Annotated in this window: 12 protein-coding genes and 1 pseudogene; 5 read left to right on the plus strand and 8 right to left on the minus strand. The window is 68.9% G+C overall.

Translation table 11 applies throughout. The features are described 5' to 3' along the window. Window positions 1–98: 98 nt before the first annotated feature. On the plus strand, window positions 99–2,255 hold the full coding sequence (locus tag SACAZDRAFT_RS21235; RefSeq protein ID WP_005445087.1) for a UvrD-helicase domain-containing protein: 2,157 nt from the start codon (window positions 99–101) through the stop codon (window positions 2,253–2,255). Window positions 2,256–2,308: 53 nt separating this feature from the next. On the opposite strand, the gene SACAZDRAFT_RS21240 is transcribed toward SACAZDRAFT_RS21235, so the two are convergent. From SACAZDRAFT_RS21240 to shbA, 5 genes and pseudogenes are all read right to left on the minus strand, one after another. Further along, entirely contained in the window at window positions 2,309–3,427 is a 1,119-nt protein-coding gene (locus SACAZDRAFT_RS21240) for a TIGR02679 family protein (protein ID WP_232286320.1), read from the minus strand. 128 nt (window positions 3,428–3,555) lie between these two features. Beyond that, window positions 3,556–7,571 (minus strand): annotated as a pseudogene (locus tag SACAZDRAFT_RS21245) (TIGR02680 family protein). After that, window positions 7,568–8,794, minus strand: a complete 1,227-nt coding sequence (locus SACAZDRAFT_RS21250) for a TIGR02678 family protein (protein ID WP_005445091.1) — start codon at window positions 8,792–8,794, stop codon at window positions 7,568–7,570. The pseudogene SACAZDRAFT_RS21245 and the gene SACAZDRAFT_RS21250 overlap by 4 nt, the downstream one beginning before the upstream one ends. Beyond that, the gene (locus tag SACAZDRAFT_RS21255) at window positions 8,791–10,332 is read right to left on the minus strand and encodes a TIGR02677 family protein (protein ID WP_005445093.1); all 1,542 of its coding nucleotides are present in this window, start codon (window positions 10,330–10,332) and stop codon (window positions 8,791–8,793) included. Before SACAZDRAFT_RS21255 ends, SACAZDRAFT_RS21250 begins: the two co-directional genes overlap by 4 nt. Before the next feature lie 82 nt (window positions 10,333–10,414). Beyond that, window positions 10,415–11,080, minus strand: a complete 666-nt coding sequence (gene shbA, locus SACAZDRAFT_RS21260; RefSeq protein WP_005445094.1) for an RNA polymerase sigma factor ShbA — start codon at window positions 11,078–11,080, stop codon at window positions 10,415–10,417. 159 nt (window positions 11,081–11,239) lie between these two features. Here shbA and SACAZDRAFT_RS21265 point away from each other — a divergent pair, with 159 nt between their 5' ends. After that, window positions 11,240–13,177: an N-6 DNA methylase gene (locus SACAZDRAFT_RS21265; RefSeq protein WP_005445096.1), complete on the plus strand. Its 1,938-nt coding sequence runs from the start codon at window positions 11,240–11,242 to the stop codon at window positions 13,175–13,177. A gap of 25 nt (window positions 13,178–13,202) precedes the next feature. Here the strand turns inward: SACAZDRAFT_RS21265 and SACAZDRAFT_RS21270 are convergent, their stop codons facing one another. Next, a complete protein-coding gene (locus tag SACAZDRAFT_RS21270) occupies window positions 13,203–14,384 on the minus strand; it encodes a GDSL-type esterase/lipase family protein (RefSeq protein WP_005445099.1) in 1,182 nt (393 codons plus the stop codon). A 113-nt stretch (window positions 14,385–14,497) separates the two neighbouring features. Here SACAZDRAFT_RS21270 and SACAZDRAFT_RS21275 point away from each other — a divergent pair, with 113 nt between their 5' ends. After that, window positions 14,498–15,373 carry an oxidoreductase gene (locus tag SACAZDRAFT_RS21275; protein WP_005445101.1) on the plus strand — a complete coding sequence of 292 codons (876 nt, stop codon included), beginning with the start codon at window positions 14,498–14,500 and terminating at the stop codon, window positions 15,371–15,373. Between the two features lie 15 nt (window positions 15,374–15,388). Here SACAZDRAFT_RS21275 and SACAZDRAFT_RS21280 read toward each other — a convergent pair whose 3' ends face one another. Together SACAZDRAFT_RS21280 and SACAZDRAFT_RS21285 are read right to left on the minus strand one after the other, a co-directional pair. Beyond that, the gene (locus SACAZDRAFT_RS21280; protein ID WP_005446661.1) at window positions 15,389–16,261 is read right to left on the minus strand and encodes a GNAT family N-acetyltransferase; all 873 of its coding nucleotides are present in this window, start codon (window positions 16,259–16,261) and stop codon (window positions 15,389–15,391) included. A gap of 203 nt (window positions 16,262–16,464) precedes the next feature. Continuing rightward, complete coding sequence (locus SACAZDRAFT_RS21285) at window positions 16,465–17,442, minus strand: Lrp/AsnC family transcriptional regulator (protein WP_005445110.1); 978 nt, start codon at window positions 17,440–17,442, stop codon at window positions 16,465–16,467. A gap of 132 nt (window positions 17,443–17,574) precedes the next feature. Between SACAZDRAFT_RS21285 and SACAZDRAFT_RS21290 the strand changes: the two genes are divergently transcribed. After that, window positions 17,575–19,131, plus strand: a complete 1,557-nt coding sequence (locus SACAZDRAFT_RS21290) for an AbgT family transporter (RefSeq protein ID WP_005445112.1) — start codon at window positions 17,575–17,577, stop codon at window positions 19,129–19,131. A 26-nt stretch (window positions 19,132–19,157) separates the two neighbouring features. Then, complete coding sequence (locus SACAZDRAFT_RS21295) at window positions 19,158–20,312, plus strand: M20 family metallopeptidase (protein ID WP_005445114.1); 1,155 nt, start codon at window positions 19,158–19,160, stop codon at window positions 20,310–20,312. Window positions 20,313–20,321: the final 9 nt, after the last annotated feature.

A 20,321-nucleotide genomic window follows, 5' to 3' on the forward strand; every position in this document is an offset into this window, starting at 1 on the left:
AGGACGTGCAGGGTAGGGGCGGCCCGTCAACCTGCTGGAAACAGGACAGCTCCTGCAGTCTCGCCCAAACGCTCGTTCAGCCAATATGATCGGCAACCATGCCCGCACTCGCGTTCGCCAGCAGCTTCTGGGAGACCTACGACGTACTCGACAAGCAGGTCAAGGCCGGCGTCCGGAAGGCGATGGCCAAATTTCAGCAGCTGTCCATCGCCCAGCTGCACGCGGACAAGGGGCTGCACCTGGAATCCGTGGAGAATGCTCGCGACCCGCGGATGCGGACCATTCGAGTCACCCAGTTCTGGCGTGGCGTCGTTCTCGCTCCGGACGACGGCAGCGATACCTTCCTGCTGCTCAGCGTCGTCCCGCATGACGAAGCTTACGGGTGGGCAGCCAAGCGCCTCTACACCGTCAACACCGCGACCCGCGCGCTGGAAGTGCGTAACGTCGTCGCCATCGAACAACTCACGCCCTCGCTGGAGGAGGCCTCCGCGCAGGTGCCGACCCGGCTGTTCGCCCGCCACTCCGACACCGTGTTGCGCGACCTCGGCATCGACGATCAGGTGTTGCGTGCCGCCAGGGCGATCACCGACACAGCCCAGCTCGACGCCTTCGGCGGGGTACTGCCCGAGGACCAGTTCGAGGTGCTCCAGTTCCTCGCCGAGGGCTTCTCGCCCGAGGAGGTCTACCGAGACGTCGTCACCGTGCGGCGGCCCGTCGAGGTCCCGGCCGAGGCCGGTACCGAGGACAGCCTCGAAATGGCCATCCGCAACACCACCAGCCGCATCACCCTCGTTACCGGTCCCGACGAGCTCGCCGACATCCTCGACAAGCCGTTCGCGGCATGGCGGGTGTTTCTGCACCCGTCACAGCGCCGCGTTGCCTACCGCCCCTCCTACAGCGGGCCCGCACAGGTCAGCGGCGGACCGGGTACCGGAAAGACCGTCGTCGCTCTGCACCGGGTCAAACATCTGCTGTCCCGGTCGCCCGACAGCCGCATCCTGCTGACCACCTTCACCAACGCGCTGGCCGACATGCTGCGCGAGAACCTGGCGCTGTTGCTCGACCGCGACGAGACGGAATTGGCCCGAGTGCACGTGACCACTGTGGACGCGTTCGCCAACCGGGTCGTGCGCGACTCCACGGGGCGAGCTCAGAATCCCATCACCGATATCGACGAGCGGCAACGTTGGCGGCGGATCAGTCGGCGCCTCGGCCTTCCGTGGGGTGATCAGTTCCTCGCCCAGGAGTTCCGGCACGTCATCCTGGCCCAGAACATCACGAGCGAACGGGATTACCTCCGGGCCACCCGGAGGGGACGCGGCTCCGCGCTGCGGTCGACGCAGCGGCGGCAGCTCTGGCGTGCTGTGGAGGAGTTTCGTGCCGAGCTGCGGTCGGAAGGCAAGACCACGCACCTCCAGATCTGCGCCCACGCGGCCGATCTGCTCGGCGGAGCCTCCGGCTCGCACCACTACGACCACGCCGTCGTCGACGAAGCCCAGGACCTGCACCCGGTGCAGTGGCGGGTGGTGCGCGCCGCCGTCGCCGAGGGACCGGACGACCTGTTCATTACCGGGGACCCCCACCAGCGCATCTACGACTCCCGCGTGTCACTGCGGGCTCTCGGCATTCCCGTGGCCGGGCGCAGTAGTCGCTTGCGGATCAACTATCGAAGCACGGCCGAGATCCTGTCCTGGTCGGTCGGGGTGCTCGCCCACACCAACGTCGAGAATCTGGGTGGGGACGGCGACGACACCCTGATCGGTTATCGCTCGCTGCTGCGCGGCACCCGCCCCGTGATCGGTGGCTATGTGAGCGAGCAGGACGAAATCGCCGCGCTATCGGAGCATGTGCAGGCCTGGCTGAGGCAGGGAGTCCGCGCTGACGAGATCGCCGTGTGCACGCGGTTCAACGTCCTACTGGACAAAGTGCGCGACCGGTTGGCGGCCGAGGGCATTCCAGCCGTCAAGGTCAAAGACCGGCCGGGCGCGCACGTCGACGGCGTGCGGCTGGCGAGTATGCACGCCATGAAGGGCCTGGAGTTCCGCTGCGTGGCTGTCGTCGGAGTCACCGCCGGAGCCGTTCCGTTCACCAGGGACGTCACACCTGTGGAGGTGGACAGTGTCGCGCACGCCGGCGACCTACTGAAGGAACGCTGCCTGCTCTTCGTCGCGTGCACACGGGCCAGGGAGCGGCTCGTGGTGTCGTGGAGCGGTGAGAGCAGCCCGTTCCTGTCGGCGGTGACCGGCGGGCCGTGAGCCCCGGCGAAGGCGCGGCCACACCGCTGGTCGCTAGCCGTGCCATCCCACTCTCACGGTTCGTCGGTGGAGTGTCCGGAAGTGTTCCCGGATGCCGCGTGGCGCGCCAGATCGGCCAGGAGGTCGGTGGCCACACTCTCCTCAACCACCGCTTGGTCGTGGGCGAGAATGGTGCCCGCGAGATCGGGATCCCACGGTGCTTCGGTGACGCGTCCTGGGGCAGGGGCCTGGGCACCCGGGCGGAGACCGCGCAGGTAGTCGCCGGTGGTCATCCGCCACGGCCGCGCGCCCGTCTTCTCCATGACATACGCGGCGATGCGCAGGCCCTCGCCGTCGAAGTCCCCGTGGTAGTGCAGCCGGGTGCCGAGAGCCGTCATACCGCGCAGGAGCAGCACCACCGCGGTGTTGGGCCAGCCCGATGTGCACACGATCGGCGGACAGGTAGTGCCGAATTCGCGAAGCGCCATCGCGATAATGCTGGGATTTTCCACCACCCACACTCGCTTCGGTGCCGCGTGTAGTTCGGTCGCGCGAAGCTGTGCCAGGGTGAGCGTCACGGCGTGCCCGGCCTCGGTGCAGCACCTCACGAGGTCGCAGACCACGCCACGTCCACCCAGTCGCAAGCCGGCCGTCAGGGCGACGCTGGACAGCTCGTCCGCGGCTACGCCCGCCCGCTCCCACAACACCCGGCGCTCGTAGGCGGTGTCGGGGACCGGGGCGTCGAAGATCGTGGCCAACGCACGCAGGACGAGATTGCCGAGGCGGGTGCCGTCGTCCAGCGCGTGCGGATCGCCCGTGACCTCACTCGCGAAGGTGGGCAGCGGTTGCCCCTCGGCGGGAAGCCGGGCCAGCACACTCAGCACCGTCGAAAGGATCTCGCGTGTTCTGTCGACGGATCCGTTGATCAGTCCCGCGCGGCGCACTTGTGCAGCCCAACTCGACAGTGTGGGTTGGCGCCGTATCTCGGGATGGGTGTCCAGCCAGTCCCACAACTCCGCGCGGCGAGCCTCGGCACGGGCGCGTTCCGCGGCTCGGTCGGCGATCGGGCCGACCAGCGCGGTGACGACCGTGGAGATGTCCGTGCCAGCCTCGGCCAGCACCGTTTTCAGCGCTGTCATCGACACCGTGTAGTGCTCGTCCGGCGTCCGGTCCAGCCCCAACAGGTCGGCCACAGCCGCGCGCTGCTCGCGATTCAGCGGTCCGATGCGGACACGCGTGACGGCGCGACCCGACGAGAGCCGCGTGTGCACCGTCTCCCAAAGAGGACGTAGAGCCGCTGCGCGCAACGGGTCGGGCACAGTCAACGTTCTTCACCCGCCCAATCCATGCCGGTCCAGACAAATCGCGCCGTGGTCACGGCATCATCGTCGTCGTCGGTCACGAGCTGGTGGATGGCGATACCCGGTAGCTCCCGGTAGGCGCACCATTCGTGGTCGGAGGTCAGCACCAGGTCGAGGTCGAGGGAAGCGAGCAGCTCGAACACCTGGCCGCGGTTGCTGGAATCGACGCCGACGAACACCTCGTCCAGCAGAATCAGCCTCGGCGCGGACGGCACCGCCTGGTAGTGCGCCGCCACAGCGGCGAATAGCGGCAGGTGCAGCGCGATCGCCTTCTCACCACCGGACAGGGCGCCATGCAGTTTCTTCGTCAGCGGCTGCCATCCTTTGCCGTCGGCACGGTCGAGCTTCACCACGAACCGATGCCAGGCGGTGTAGTCGAAGACCTGCGCGAGTTGTTCCCGCCAGTTCGACGAGGTGTTGTCGGCCCTGGCCGCTTCGATTCGTTCCCGGAAGAACCGGTGCAGAGATTCCCGGTCGGTTTCCGAGAGCCACACCGGGTCCTTGAGCAGTAGTTGCCGGGCGTCCTTGGTGCCGGCGGGAAGATCCTGATCGACCTGCCACACCAGTCGCACGGCCACCCGGGAAGCGGTGCGGACCCGTTCGAGCCGCGCGTTCATCGCGTCGACTAGCTCGCCTGCCTGCCGGATTCGGTCGGCCAGTTGACGCCGCGTGTCACCGGTGAGGGTTCGGTCGAACAGCTCCCGCTCCGCTTCGGTGAGGTCGTCGCGACTGCGTTCGGCCTCGGCACGCAAGGTCTCGAGCAGCTCGTGCGCACCCACTCGCGTGCCGTCCAGGACAGCGGTGAACACCCGCACTTCGTTGTCCGCTTCCAACTCGAGGTCGGCACGACCACTGAGCACGTCCCGGCACGCATACACGGTCTCGTTCAACCGGTGTAGAGCATCGTTGATGTGTTTCGGCTCATGCGGAAGGGTGGGCCACTTCGATGCACCGCTCGCGCGGCTTCCAGCGCCGCGGTGACTGCGCCGGAACCTGTGAAGTCGGCTTCAAGGTCGGCATCATCGATCAGAGTGCTCGTGGCCAGCCGGTGGAACCGATCAGCGGCGTTGTCGCGTGCCAGGACAGCCTCGTTCCGGCGCTCAGCGTCCTGTGCGAGGCGTGCTTCGAGGCCGCCGATCCGCCCGTGCAGCTTCATGAGTTGCTCACCCGCCTGCTCGTCCTGTTCGACGAGTTGCTGCCGCAGGCACCGCTGTTGCTCCAGCTCCTCCACGATCTGCCGTAGATCGTCGGCATCGACCAGGCGTTCCAGAGTGCGAAGCTTTCCAGCGAGGATCTCCGCGTCCTCGGCGGTGCGTTCGGCAGTGGCTTGGTGCTCGGCGGCCTCGGCCTCCGACCGTCCCGCCGCATCGAGGAGCAGTTCGGCACGCGACCGGGCGGTGACCAGACTGGTGTGCTGGTCGAACCAGATTTGGGCACGCTCGTGGAACGCCTCCAACGCGTGACCGAGCTTCTCCAGGGCCTCCCGCCCGGTCGGCATGCCGTATTCCGTGCCCGCGAGGTGTAGTGCATGTTGGGCGTGCCGCACGGACTCCTCGTGATCGTGCAGGCGTTGCGAGGCCGCATGGACCAGGCTGTCGGCGGTGGCCACTGCGCTTTCTGCGTCATTCAGTTCCTTCCGGACCTGATCGACCCGGGTGTGCGGAGGCCGGCGTTCGCGTTCGACGGCCAGTGTGCGGCGGCGCTGCGCGAGTCGCTCGGACCATGCCTTCAAGCCGGCAAGCTCCCGATCCGCGTCGTCGAGCTGCTCGGTCAGTTCGGTGATACGACGTTGCCTGCTCCGCTCGCGGGCCGCGGCGCCGATGTGTTCGACGTCGTTTTTGGCCCAGCTACCGGTGGCTGCACCCAGCCGCCACCGTCCGTCGGCTCCACATGCCGCGGGGTGCTCATCCGGTAGTGTGTCCCCGAACGCGATCCTCGTCAGCAACTCCTCGATCCGCTCGACAGGCACGGGGCCGCCCGCTTCGGCAACTAGAACCTCACGCAGGGAACGGCCTGGTGCCGGTTTGAGCAGGGTGCCGTCAACGAATGTGTCGTGGCCGTCGACCACCAGCACCCCCGACGGACTCATCCAGGCATCCAGCAGGCCCGCTGCCTGCAGAGCGGCCTCGACGGCCGCCTGGACCGGGGCCGTGACGTGGTCGGCGAAAGCGACAAGCCGCCACAGCGGCGCGCCCGCCATCCGGGTGCGGTCGGCGGTGCGGTGCGGCGGAGCCTTCGGCGGGAGGTCAACCTCCTTCTGCAGCTTCTCAAGGCGCATCACCAGCTCGGCTCGCGTGGTTTCGACCTGTTGCCGTCGCCCAGCGAGGGTGGTCTCCTCGACCGTGAGGTCGTGCTGACGCCGCTCGGCCGCCTCGGCGATACGAGTCAGAATCGCTGCCTCGGAGTCAGCGATCCCCACCAGTACTGTGGTGTCGTCGAAAACCAGTTCCCTGCACGCACTCGCCCACTCCAGGAGCGCTCGCTCGTGCTCCTTCAGCACGTCGTCGTACCGGTCGGCCAGCGTGTCCTTGAGGTTGTTCGCTCGGGACAGCTCCGTCCGGGCGGCTTCCAGCCCGTGCTCCGCCTCCGTGCGCGCGTCGACGGCCCGCTCGTGCTCGTCCAGCGCTCGGCGCACCGACTCGATCGCCTTCCGCCGGCCCCGTACTGCTGCCCGCAGCAGTTGCCTGCTGTGGGCGTTCGGCTGTTCCAGCGTGTCGACCAACTCGCCGTAGGCGGAGTCGAGTCCCGCACGCCTGGCAACACCAGCGCACTCCTCCGCCGCTACACGGACTCGTTCCACCCACTGTTCTACGGCCTGCGCCGCATCGTCGGCCGCGTCGCGGTCGGTGGCGGCGGCCGTGGACTTCCGCTCGGCTACCGCGGCCTGCTCGCGAGCCGCTCGTTGAGCTTTTCCAGTGCGGCGGCGTAGGTCGTCGAGCTCTTCGCCTTTTTCGTACAGGTCGTGTTTCGTCAAACCCTCGATGCTGGCATCGGTTTGCCGGATCGCCGCAGCAAGATCCTTGCGTTGTTGTTGGGCAGCCGTCCTCGCGACGACAGCCTCCTGGTGTTCGGTTTCCGATTGCCGGGCGGCCCGGGTTACCTCGGTCATTCTCGTGGTGGCAGCTATCAGGTCGGCCGACGCCGCGCGCAGCACGCGTTGGGCGTAGGAGCGCTGCCGGGCGGAGATCTTCCGTGCAGCCTCCACCTCCTCGTCCAGCTTCTTCAATCGCTCGCCTTGCTGGTCAAGGCGTTCAAAGCCCTCCGCCAGCTCCGTGATGTCCTCCTGATCCAGCGGCGGCAACGCCCGGGACAGCAGCGAGGACAGCAGGCCAGGGTCGAGACGCTGCGACAGTTTCGGTGTGCGTAGTTGCAGCAACGCGGTGATCAACGCTTCGTAGCGTTGCTCCGACAGCCCGGGAAACAGCAGCTGCCGCACCGCGGCGCGATATTCCGACGCGTTCGAATGGACCGTTCCACGGCCGTGCAATTGTTCGGCCAGTACAGCCTTGGTCAACGGCTGGCCGGAGGCGTTGGTCAGCGAGAGATCCGTGCCGATCCGCAGCGAGGTCGTGAAGTAGTCAGCGGTGACGCCGGTGGTGCGGGTGGTGGCTTGCAGTCTAGCTCCGCAGGTGACGTACTCGTCGTGGTCAGAATTCCGGGCGAACTCGAGCCACACGTAGCCGACCCGGGTGGTACCCGAGGCGCCCTCTCCCATGAGGTTCCAGTGCATGGTCCGCTCGGAGGTGCCGAACGTGGACAGGCGGTTGGGGCGAAGGCTCGCGTCGAACAGGTACGGCAACAACAGTTCGAGCACCTTCGATTTGCCGCTGCCGTTCGGCCCCCGTAACAGCAGCCGACCGTTGTGGAATTCGAATACCTCGTCGTAGTAGCGCCAGACATTGAGGATGCCGGCTCGCGTGGGCTGCCAGCGACCGGCTTCCGCGGCGGCTTTGGTGGGCAGTTCGGCGATGGTCACGAGCTCTCCTTGCTGGTTCGGATCTCGGTGACGGAATAGCGCGCGGCTGCAGGCAGCGCACGTACCTGGCTTCCGGTGTGCTCAACGAGCCGGAACGATGCCAGCACGTCGAGCGCGTCGTGCACGAGTCGTTCGGTGCCGTCCTCACCTCGGTACGTTTTTGCCCACCGCGGGAACCGGGTCAGCAACCTTGCCGCCTCGGCGTGAAGCTGCTCCACGGTCAGACCTAGGGGAGCGCTGACGAGTGTGTCGAGGAGCAGCAGACCCGCGACGTTTGCCGTGCCCGAGTCGTCGGGGAACTTGCGGTCCGTCGCGATCGCGTCAGGATCGACGAGCAGATAACCCTCGGCACGCTCCTCCAGCACGAACCCCGCCTGCTCGGCTGCGCGTTGCACCACCTGCCGCCCGGTGAGAGAGGCCAGATAGTGGCTCTGTTCCTCACTGAGTTCACACCGGTAGAGAACTGGCTCGTCGAACAATCTCCGACAGATCGAGTGCCGTAACCATAGATTGCGTTGCACATCGGAGGCCGACATTTCCCCGTCACCGTAACGGGTTTCCCGAGTCAACCCCGTGAGCAGCTCCGCCCAGCGCTGCACGACCTCGTCCGGCGAGGGGGCAAGCTGTGAAGGACCTCTCGGTGCGGACAACAACCGCAGTAGCAACGTGGTGTCGACCCGGTAGAGCACCTTGGCCTCACGGGAATCCACGAACGTATCCGTACTGCCATCGACAGTGTCGAGCACGCCATAGGACTCCAATAGCCGGAGTGCGTCGACATAGGCCATGCGTTCGGACCGCGCCGCGGTGTCAAAGGTTTCCAACACCGGATCGGTGGCAGTCGCGTACTTCACGCGATCGGCGAGCAACCCGATTGTCGTGACGGGCCCGGACAGTAGTTCGGCCGCGATCACACACAGCAACGTGTACCGTCTGCGGTCGAATGGGACTCGGCCGGACCGTGAGCGGCGTGCAGGCCGGGTGTGATCGTGCTCGCTGGTCACCTTGGCAAGGCGGGCATAACCGAACCTCGGTTCCACCACCAGTCGCCATCCGCACGTGTAGTCGAACCACTTCGCGATGGGACCATGTCGTCTGCGGACCAGATCGAATGCGTCCGGTGCTGTTCTCACGCTGATCAGCGGTGTCGCCAGCAGCAACCGGACTCCTCTCGCGACATCCTGTTTCTCTGAGATGACAAGCTGGTTGGCAAGATTGCTCATGCCGTCGCTTCCTCCACGGTGTCGTCGCTGTCGTCGGCGACGGAGGTACTGACGTCGACGAGGTAGTCGGGCCCGGTGAACACACCTCGAGGTGTGCGGAGCGAGGCTCGTGCTCCGTCGTGCGGCGGACGCAGCACGATCTCCACCCTGCCGTCGGTGGTAGCAGCGCGGCGCGCACCGGAGGTGTCCGGTCGCGTGGCCAGTGCCCGGCCGAGCAGGTCGAGCAGCCGTTCGAACGTATCGTGGTCGAGCTCGGCGAAGGTGGAGAGCCTAACCGGCCCTCCTGTGGCGAGTTGTCGCCAGGCGCGGCGCAGCTGCATCCGTTGAGCGCGGGCGCGTTCTGCTCTCTCGCGTTTGAGCGCGGCGACATCGCGTACCCTGCCGGTGCGGGCGACCTTTTCAGTCCGGCCTGCGGTTCGCAGCAGAGGTGATACCGGAACCGGTGGGCCCTCGTGCCAGGAGGTCGACGAACTGACGAGCTCCGGATCTGGTTGGGCCAGGTGTGCGTGGCGGGCGGAGCCGAGCCCGAACGCCGCTGAGAACAGCCGATGCAGGTCGTTCTCCGTCGGCGCCAGGGTGAACCAACGGGCCAGTTCCCGGAAATCAGCGACCGCACTGCCGGCCCGGTGGCGCGATTCCGCGATCCGGTCGAGTACCTGCAGCAGGGTCACGATAGCCCGTCGCGCGACCACATGGAGCTGCTCCACTCGCGGGGGTGTGTCGTCCTCGGGCAGGAACCATGCACGCAGGCCGGCCCAACGGCTGCGTCGGAGTGCCAGCCAGCTTGCTCGGACCTCATTCCCGGGTGATGGGGGCAGGTCGGCCCCTGTCAGTGCGCGCTCGTGCAGGGTGTTCAGACCGTGTTTCTCGAGGTGGCCTATACCATCCGCGATCGCCTGTGCTCGCCGCTCCAAATTGGTCAGGAACTCCTCCAGATAAGCCACTGTGGCGGTCTTGACCTCGCGGAAGGTCGTGAGGTCGGCGCTTTCCGCCCGCAGCAGCCGTTGCAGCTCGCTGTTGAACTGCTTCGTGTTGGTGCGCAGGGCGTCCAGGTGGTTCTCCAGCTCGGTGAGCGTGGTGAATATCTTCCGATCACTCGCCGCAGCGTCCGTGAGTAGCTTGTGCAGCTCTGCCAGTCGGTCGGCAATGGCATCCAGCACGGCTGTTTGCAACGCCCCGGTGGAGGCCAGCACGGTTAACGCGTGCTGGACACCGGCGAAGGCAGCCTCACCACGTTTGGTGAGGGAGTACTGCAGGTTACGGCGCTCGTATTCCTCGGCTGTACGGTAGTTCTCCGCGTGGTTCTGGATGACGTCGACGAGTTGCCAGTCCCGCAGCTTCTGTAAATCGCGAGCGAGGTCGTCGTTGGTCAGGGCGCCGAACCAGCCCACCGTGCGCAACCGCTGTTGCACTTCGTCGAGGCTCAGCGAGGTCTCCAGCCGTTCGTTGGCCTCCGCGAATGCGCGCAGAATCGCTGTGTAGGTGTCGGCGTTCTCGCCGACGCTGAACCGGAACAATTCCGGGGGGATCCGCTCCATCACACCTCCAGCGCGGGCCAGCGTAGGGGCTCGGTCCGACGGAATCCCGAATCTTTCGTGGCCGTTGGAACACGCCATCGGATCATGTCGGAGAAGAGCTCGGAAGCCCGGCTGTCATGCCGTGCGAAGTCAACGGCCGGTGTCTTGCCACCTGAAGGGCGTCGGCACGCAGGGGACGCATGGTTCCTGCATCGCCTCCGTCGAGATGGCGGCGCAGCCGCTGGAGTGCGCGGTGCTGCGCCACCCGCACCGCCGCCGGGGTCGAACCCACGATCGTGGCCGTTTCGGCTGCGCTCAGGCCCGCGGCCACGCGCAGCACGAGGATCTCGCGCTGTGCCTCGGTCAGCAGTCCGAGCAGCTCACGCATCCGCTCGCCGAGTTCGGCGCGCAACACCCGCTGTTCCGGGCCGGGCTGCGGATCGGCACTGTCCACCGGGTCGGCGGCCAGGTGGGCGCGGTCCCGGCTGCGGGCCCGGTGGTGGTCGGCCACCTTGTTGGCGGCGATGCCGAAGACGAACGACAGGAAACTGGCCTCCTGGCCCCGGAAGCGGTGCAGTGAGGCCAGGACCGCCGCGAAAACCTCCTGGGCGACGTCGTCGGCGGCCGTGTGGTCGTGCCCGTTCGGGCGGATGCGGGCACGGCAGTAGCGGATGACCTTCGGTCGCAACGCCGTGAAGAGGGCGTTCGTGGCGTCCCTGTCCCCGGCGCGGGCGGCTGCGACCTGTTCCGCGAGCTGGTTCATCTGCATGGAAGGTCCCCCGGTGAAGCGTTTCGGACGAACGGGTCCGGTCGTGGGCTGCCAGCTCGGTGGAGGGAGGCCGGAGCGTCGTGGACCCGAGACTCGTTGTGAACGAGCAAAGTGAAGCATGTGCTGTGAACATAGTCAACAACGAGATTGGTGTGTGGTATGTTCACGCTGGTGAATGGGGGTGCGGTGCACGGCGAAGAGAACCTGGTGAGCGCGGCGGACGTGGCGCGGCTGGCGGGAGTCGGACGGGCGGCGGTCAGTAACTGGCGGCGTCGCCATCCAGACTTCCCGGAACCGGTGAGTGGTTCGGCGGGAAGCAGATTCCGGCTGGCCGAGGTCGAGCGATGGCTACGGAGCCAGGGAAAGCTTCGCGCCGCGGACGGGGAGGACACCTTGTGGCGGGCCGTCTCCGTCGGGCGCGACGACACGGAGATCACCCGACTGCTCGGGGACGTGCTCGAACACCTGCACGGTCATTCCGGAGTCGACCTCCCCGCCCCGGTGCGGGACGAGGTCGACCGGATCGAGGCAGCTGCCCGCGCCGACACCGCCGAACAGCTCTGCCTGCGTCACGTCGAGGCGTCGAGGCGGCGGCACTCCGCCACCACCGTCGAACTCGCGGAACTGATGGCGGAACTGTCCGATCCGCACGGAGTCGTACTCGACCCGGCCTGCGGTATCGGCAACGCGCTTCGGGCCGCCGCCGGGCGCGGTGCGGAAAGAGTCCTCGGCCAGGAACTCGATCCGGACCTCGCGCGGCTCGCGCAGGCACGACTGCGGTTCCACGCGCCCGCCTCCGTGGTCGCGGGCGACGCGCTGCGTGCCGACGGCCATCCCGACATGCGGGCCGACGTCGTGTTCTGCGAGCCGCCCTTCGGCTATCGCGACTGGGGCTACGAGGAGCTCGGCGTCGACCGGCGCTGGGACTACGGGCTTCCGGTGAAGAACGAGCCGGAGCTGGCCTGGCTTCAGCACTGCCTGGCACACGTCCGTCCCGGCGGGTTCGTGGTCGGGTTGCTGCCCGCCGCCGTCGCCTCCCGCCGTTCCGGGCGGCTCGTCCGCAAGGAACTCGTCCGCCGGGGAGTGGTGCGCGCCGTGTTCGCCCTGCCCGCCGGATTGCTCGCCACCACGGGAATACCGCTGCATCTCTGGTTGCTCCGAGCGCCCGCCGACGACGACACACCGATGTCCGTCCTGCTGGTGGACGCGAGCGAGCACGGGGGCCGGGCACGCGGTGAAGCCGACTGGCCCGCGCTACGCTCCGCCGTCCTGGAACCGTGGAAGGCGTTCCGCGGCGGCGCGTTCGAACCGGTGCCGGGCCGCCACGACATCGTGCAGGCGATCGACCTCCTCGACGAGGACGTCGACCTGACTCCGGCACGCCACCTGCCCATGCCGCGCGCGGTCGTCGACCCGGCAGAGCTGGACGTCCGGCGGCGCCGGTTGCGGGAGGTGTTGACAGACGCGGCCGAACTACTGCCCACCGTCACGGCACAGCCGCCGGGGACGCACCCGACCCTGACGATCTCCGAGCTCGCCAAGGCCGGAGCGTTGACTGTGCGGCAGCACACCGGCAAGCTCGAACTGTCCGATTCGGACGAAGTTGCCGGTGAGCTGGTACTGACCGGCCGGGATGTCGCCGACGGCGTGGGCCCGACACTGCGGCTGGCGCGAACCGTGGACACCGAACTCGTGCACCTCGTGCCGGGTGACGTCGTCGTTCCCACCCTCGTCGCAGGCGGCACGCATGCCGTGGCGGGCGTCGTCGAGGAGCCGGGGCTGATCCTGGGCCCCAACCTGCACCTGCTCCGGGTCGATCCGGCCCGCCTCGACGCCGAATTCCTCGCGGGCTACCTGTCCGCGAGCCGCACGACCGCGGCGGGCGGCACCACGGTGTCCGGGGCGAGGCGACTCGACGTCCGGCGCGTCGGAGTGCCGTTGCTGCCCATTGCCGAGCAACAACGGCTGGGCAGGGCCTTCCGGGCCGTGCGCTTGTTCCGGGAGCGGCTGCGGGAGGCGGGCGAACTCGCGGACCTGCTCGGCAGGCAACTTGTTGACGGTCTGGCCGACGGGCTGCTCGACGTTCCGGACCGGTAGTCGTGCCGGTCTTCGGCGTCCGACCTCAACTGCGCCCCGCGAACGGCCCGTCGGCGAAGGCCCACGCCGCGAAACGGTCGCCGATGCGGCGGTGGGTCTCGGCATCGGGATGGAGTGCGTCGGGCAAAGGGAGTTCGGTGGCGTCCGACTCGCCGTAGAGGGTCCGGCCGTCGAGGTAGTGCAGGTTCGGGTCCGATCGGCGGGCCACGATGTCGGCGAGCTCGTCGCGGATGACCGTGAGCGTCAGCTTGCCCGCGGCCCGCTCGGCGGGGTCGCCCGTGGCGCGGAAGCGCACGACGCCCTCGCGCAGGGCGGCGGTGTCGAACTCGCCCGGGCCCGGCGTGTTTTCGTGCATCGGACACAGCAGCGGCGAGACGACGAGCAGCGGAGTCGTGGGATGACCCTCGCGAATGGTGTCGAGGAAACCGTGCACCGCCGGGACGAAGGCGCGGCGGCGCATCACGTCGGCGTTGACCACGTTGATCCCGATCTTGACGCTGATCAGGTCGGCGGGCGTGTCGCGCAGAGCGCGGGCGGTGAACGGGTCGAGCAGGGCGCTGCCGCTGAACCCGAGGTTGATCAAGTCCACGTCGCCGAGCGATGCGGCGAGCGCGGGCCACGTCGTGCTCGGGCTCGCGGCGTTGGAGCCCTGGCTGATGGAGCTGCCGTGGTGCAGCCAGATCCTGCGGCTTCCGCTCGCCGCGGGCTCGACGGGAGCGTCGGTGCGCAGTGCGGCGAGGCGCGTGCTTTCGTTGTGCGGCAACCAGATCTCCACCCGCTTGTCGTGCGGGGCGAGTCCGTCGAAGCGGACGGTGCTCACCGGGCCGGGGCGGGTCTCGGTGGCTCCGGTACTCGGGTCGATGCTGACGACCGTGCCGCCGGTCGCGCTCGCCTGCGCGGCGAGAACGCCGTCGACGCGCAGGTCGTGCACGCCGCGTGGACGTGGTGGAACGCCTCGGTACTCGACGCGGGTGGAGTACGTGTCGAGCTCGACGACCGTGGCCCGCGTGCGGAACACGAGCCGCACACCCGAGGGTTGGCTTTCCGCCAGGTGCAGCTGAGGATCCGCGCATTGCGCGCGGGCGCGGGCGGGCAGCCGATGGGGCAGCAGCCCGTGTTCCGTGCGCTCCAGCTCGATCGCGCCGTGCACGAGGTCCTCGGTGACGGGAACGGTGTGCCACGCGGACGGCTCGTGCTCGTCATCCATGGCCCCAGCATGTCAGCCGGGCTCCGGCCCGCGCACACCTTTTTCAGGGCGTCGCGGCAGCGGTGGATAATGCGGACGTCGAGGGCGAAGTGCCGGGAGAAGGGACGACGAGTATGGCGGGCAGCGGTCCGGGTGGGACGTTCACGATGGCCGGAGGTCCCACCGTGTCCCGGATGGGATACGGCGCGATGCAGCTGGCCGGGCCCGGCGTGTTCGGGCCGCCGAAGGATCGTGACGAGGCGATCGCCGTGCTGCGCACCGCCGTGGAACTCGGTGTCGACCACATCGACACCGCCGACTTCTACGGCCCGCACGTCACCAACGAGCTGATCCGCGAGGCGCTCGCGCCGTTCGGCGAGGACCTGCACATCGTCACCAAGGTCGGGGCCGTGCGCGACGAGAACGGTGGTTGGCCGCACGCGCGCTCGCCCGAGCAGCTCCGCCAGCAGGTCGAGTCGAACCTGCGCACGCTGGGCGTGGACGTGCTCGACGTCGTCAACCTGCGCGTCGGTGGCGGTCCCGACGGGCACTCGCCCGTGCCCGGTTCGCTCGCCGAACCGTTCGGTGCGCTGGCCGAGATGCGGGAGCAGGGGCTGATCCGGCACCTCGGGGTCAGTGTCGTCGACGAGGAGCAGGTGCGGGAGGCGCAGTCGATCGCGCCGGTCGTCACCGTGCAGAACTGGTACAACGTCGCGCACCGGGGTGACGAGGCGCTCATCGCGTCGCTGGCCGAGCAGGGCATCTCCTACGTGCCGTTCTGGCCGCTGGGCGGCTTCAGCCCGATCCAGTCCGACACCCTGACCAGCGTGGCGAAGGACCTCGGCGCCTCGCCGCAGGCGGTGGCGCTCGCGTGGTTGCTACACCAGTCGCCCAACATCTGCGTCATCCCCGGCACGTCGTCGGTGGCGCACCTGCGCGAGAACGTCGCCGCGGCGGCGCTGGAGCTGCCGGACGACGCGCTCGCGGCCCTCGACGGCATCGCCGGCTGACGGCCCGGGCGCGGGTCAGGCGTCGCGGCGCAAATCCCGGATGTCCGGACGAGGTCGGAATCCGGCCGAGGTGTAGGTGGCGAGGGCGCCGACGTTCGCGGTCGGTGTGGCCACGATCGCGCTGGACGCGCCCAGCTTCACCAGCGCCGCGACGGCGGCGACGGTGATCGCACGCCCGTGACCACGCCCGCGATGGTCCTGATGCACGCCCATCGGCTCCACGAGTCCCGGCCGTCCCGGACCCGCGGACCACACCGTGACCACCGCGACGGCGTCGTCTTCCTTGTCCCCGTCGAAGGCGAGCAGGCACCGCGCGTCGGAGTACGGGACGCCGGAAGCCATGGCGTGCCAGCGCTCGGCCGTGAACGTCGACCCGGAGAACGCCGCCCGCTGGACGGCGGCGCGCACGTCCGCGTGCTCGCGACCGACCACCTCGACCCGCACACCGGGATCCGGAACCGGCTGCGTGAGGTCGTGTCTCAGGGACGTCCACGACTCGTCGGCGCTCCAGCCGCGTTCGGGCAACAGGTCCCGCACCAGGGAGTTCGCCGGTGCTTCGAGGGAGACCGGCCCGTCCGGCAGCACGCCGCGCCGCGGATCGCCGAGGTCGTCCACCAGCCGGTGCGCGAGCTCCTCGTCCCGCAGAGCGTCCGGCGCGAGGGCCAGCCGCAACAGGGCCGGACCGTCCTGCAGGCCGACGGCGAGAATCCGCGCGCCGCGGCGCCAGGTCCGTAGCGCGGCGGCCGTGGCGTCGGCGCCGAACCGCCAGTACCAGCCGACGTCACCCGGGTGCAGCTGCCACGGTGCGTCGTCGTCCTGCCAGTGCCGGAGCGCGTCCACCGCCGCGGGCAGGCCGCCGACCGCGGGGATGCTCAAGGTGATCGTCATGTCGCGACTACACACCATGCGCCGACCGGGCGCAGCCGGTTTTCGTCGGTGCAGGTGGCCACAATGGGCGGCACGACGGGACGGACAGCGAGGGCGGACCAGGCGCTACGAGACGACGGTGTCGATCGACGCGGATCCCCGCCGCGTGTGGGACGACGCCGACACCGGGGTGGCCCGCTGACGGGCCCGACCGCCTCGGAGGTTCAGTCGTCGAGGCGGCCGTCGGCGCGGCCGAGCCAGTACCGTTTGCGGACCTCGTGCACCACGGACACGTCGAACGACGCGATGCCCGGAAGGTGGGCGAGGTCCTCGGTCAGCAGTGCGGCCAGGGCGTCCTCGTGTTCGAAGACGCCGTGGTGCACCACCGAGGAGCTGCCCGCGACGACGGTCACGTAGCGGGCGGAGGGATGTTCGGCCAGGGCCTCGGCGACGGGTTTGATGGCCGAGGGCGTGACGGTGAGTGCCACGATGGCTTCGAGCGTGTAGCCGAGGACACTCGGTTCGATCTCCACGCGCGGGCGCACGATCCCGCGCCGCAGCAGTGACTGCACCATGCGGTAGGCGGTGGACTGGCCGACACCGAGCTCGCGGGCCACCTGGGCCGTCGCGATGCGACCGTTCCGCCGCAGCAGACGCAGAGTCGCCCACAGCTCGTCGTCGAGTGCGACCGGCTCGTCGAGGCCCTCGCCGTCGTCCTGGGACAGTGCCGCCACCTGTTCCTCGGTGAGCCGCGGGAGCCGCCACGAGTCGGCTTTCGTCACCCCGCGCAGGACGAGTTCGGTGTGGGTGGAGCGCACGCCGTCGAGGGTGGGAGCGCGGTCCAGCAGCGCCGGTATGCCGTCGGCCTGAGCGGCCTGCATCGTGCAGAAGACGTCGGCGCGTCCCGCGGTGGTCGCCACGAACTGGGTCGCGGACAGCTCGGCGAGGGCGCTCGCCACCTTGTCCGCCTCGCCCGGTGCGGTGTCGACCCACACGTGCCAGGGATTGCCGTGCCCGGTGAGTGACCAGTCGAGCTGCCCGATGACCCGCAGCAGCCGGGCCGCCTCCAGGCGCGCGAGCCGACGGCTCACCGTGCTCGACGACCAGCCGAGCACCTCGGAGAGCCGGGACAGCGGGGCGCGGGGGGCCACCTGAAGGGCCGCGACGAGGTCCAAGTCCTCGGCGTCGAGGGACGCGCTCATGCACGGAATGTAGCACCGACCCACCACTTCTGAATAGATATGGCATTTTCGGGCGCCTCTTGACTAATCTGCCCAGTCGGCTTGTAATTCTCGGAACTTCCTTCCAGCCCGACCCGAACGGACTCATCGACCGTGGCCGAGACGACAGAGACGGTCTCCACAGAGAAGACCTCCCGCACCGTGCGCGTGACACTGCGAGTGCTCGCGGGCATCGAGCGGCTGGGCAACAAGCTGCCGCACCCCTTCTGGCTGTTCGTGATCATGGCCGGGGTCGTGGTGGCCCTCAGCGCGATCCTGGACGCGCTGGGCGCGTTCGCGATCTCCCCGGCCGACGGCGAACGCGTCGAGATCAAGAGCCTGCTCTCCGCCGAGGGCCTGCACATGATGGTGGGCGACGCGGTGGAGAACTTCGCGACGTTCCCACCGCTGGCGCTCATCATCGTGGTGATGCTCGGCGTCTCGGTCGCCGAGCGCAGCGGCATGCTCTCCGCGCTGCTGCGCCGCACCGTGACCCGCGTGCCGGCGAAGTACCTGACCTTCGCGTTGGCGTTCACCGGCGTGTGCGCGAGCGTGCTCTCCGACGCCGCCTACGTGGTGCTCATCCCGCTGGGCGCGCTCGTGTTCAAGGCGGCGGGGCGCAGCCCCATCCTCGGCACGGTCGTGGCGTTCGGCTCGATCTCGGCCGGCTACGACGCCTCGGTGCTCGTCACGGCGAGCGACGTCCTGTTCGCGGGCATCACCACGAGCGCGGTCGGGCTGATCGACCCGGACCACGTGGTCAACCCGCTGGCGAACTACTTCTTCACGGCGGTGTCGGCGGTCGTCCTCGCGCTGGTCATCACGCTGGTCACCGAGTTCCTGCTCAGCAAGCGCACGGCGAACATGTCCGTCGACGGCGACGGCGTCGACCAGAGCCTCGGCGAGATGGAACTGACCGCCCAGGAACGCAAGGGCCTGCGCTACTCCGGTCTGGCTCTGCTGGTCTTGGCGGCGCTCGTGGCCGCCGCGCTCATCCCGCCCGCGTCGCCGTTCCGCGGCGAGGACGGCGGTGTGCTGAGCTCGCCGATCATCACCGGGATCGCGGTGGTGCTGGGGCTGGCGTTCCTGCTCATGGGCGCCGTCTACGGCCGGGTCGTCGGCACGCTGCCCAAGGCAGGCGACATCCCGGCGGCGATGGCCGTCGGCGTGCGGGACCTGGCGCCGGTGATGGTGCTCTTCTTCGCGGCGAGCCAGTTCATCGCCTACTTCAAGTGGACCTCGATGGGCGAGGTCATCGCCGTGCGGGGCGCGGACCTGCTCGACGCCCTCGGCGTGCACCCGCTGGCGATGCTCATCGGCATGATCCTCGTCGCCGCGGTGATGAACATCTTCATCACGAGCGGGTCGGCGCAGTGGACTCTGATCGCGCCGGTGTTCGTGCCGATGTTCATGCTGCTGGACGTGCCGCCGGAGACCACGCAGGCCGTCTTCCGCATCGCCGACTCCGCGACCAACCTGATCAGCCCCATGAGCCCGTACTTCGTGATGGCGCTGGGCTTCCTGCAGCGTTACCGCAAGCAGGCGGGCATCGGCACGCTGATGTCGCTGACGCTGCCCATCTCGATGGTGGTGCTGGTGTCGTGGACGTTGCTGTTCGTCGCCTGGTGGCTGCTCGGTATCCCGCTGGGTCCGGGCGTGGACGTCCGCTGAGCCTTCGACACCGAGGAGAACGAAAGATGTCACTGGACGACGTGGCCGCCTGGACGAAACGGGCGCTGCCGGAGCTGACCGACGACCTCCGCATGCTCGTGGAGCTGGAGACCCCCAGCGACGACAAGGTGCTGCTGGACCGCGGTCTCGACGCGCTCTCGCGCTGGCTGGTCGAGCGGCTGGGTGAGCCGGACGAGACGACCCGGTACGACGGCGGGGAGTGGGGCGACGCGCTCCACGCCACCTACACCGGAACCTGCCCGGGCACGGTGCTGATCCTCTGCCACTACGACACCGTGTGGCCCGCGGGCACGCTCGCCGAGTGGCCCTTCGAGGTCCGGGACGGGCGCGCGACCGGACCGGGCGTGTTCGACATGAAGCACGGCATCGTGCAGGCGGTGTGGGCGCTGCGGTGTCTGCGCGAGCTCGACCTGCCGAGGCCGACGGTGCGGCTGCTGTTCAACGGCGACGAGGAGATCGGCAGCCCGGCCGCCCGCCCCCACATCGAACGGCTCAGCGAGGACACGCTCGCCACGCTCGTCCTGGAGGCGTCGGCCGACGGCGCGTTGAAGACGGTGCGCAAGGGTGTCGGCCTCTTCGACGTCACCGTGGAGGGCATCGAGTCGCACGCGGGCCTGGACCCGGATGCCGGTGTCAGTGCCATCCACCAGCTCGCCGAACTCGTTCCCGCCATCGTCGGTGCCGCGGCGCCGGAGAAGGGCACGACGATCAACGTCGGGCTGATCCGGGGCGGCACCGGCCGCAACGTCGTGGCCCGGCACGCGACGTGCGGCATCGACATCCGCGTCTCCGACCCGGCGGAGCTGGAGCGGCTCGACGCGGTGTTCGCCGGGCTGCGCCTGTCCGACCCCCGCGCGCAGCTCACCGTGAACGGGGAGTGGAACCGGCCGCCCATGGTCGCGCACGACGCGTCCCGGGCGCTGTTCGCGGTGGCGCGGGGCGTGGCGGAGGAACTCGGCTGGGCGGAGCTCGACGGCGTCGCCGTCGGCGGTGCGAGCGACGGCAACTTCGTGTCGGCGCTCGGCCGTCCTGTGCTGGACGGACTCGGCGCGGTCGGTTCGGGAGCGCACGCTCGGCACGAGCACGTGCTGCTCGACCACCTTCCCGGCAGGACCGCGCTGGTGGCCGGCATCCTGAGCGCGCTGGCCGAGCGGAGCTGACGGGTTGTG

The sequence above is a fragment of the Saccharomonospora azurea NA-128 genome, assembly GCF_000231055.2.
Lineage (GTDB): Bacteria > Actinomycetota > Actinomycetes > Mycobacteriales > Pseudonocardiaceae > Saccharomonospora > Saccharomonospora azurea.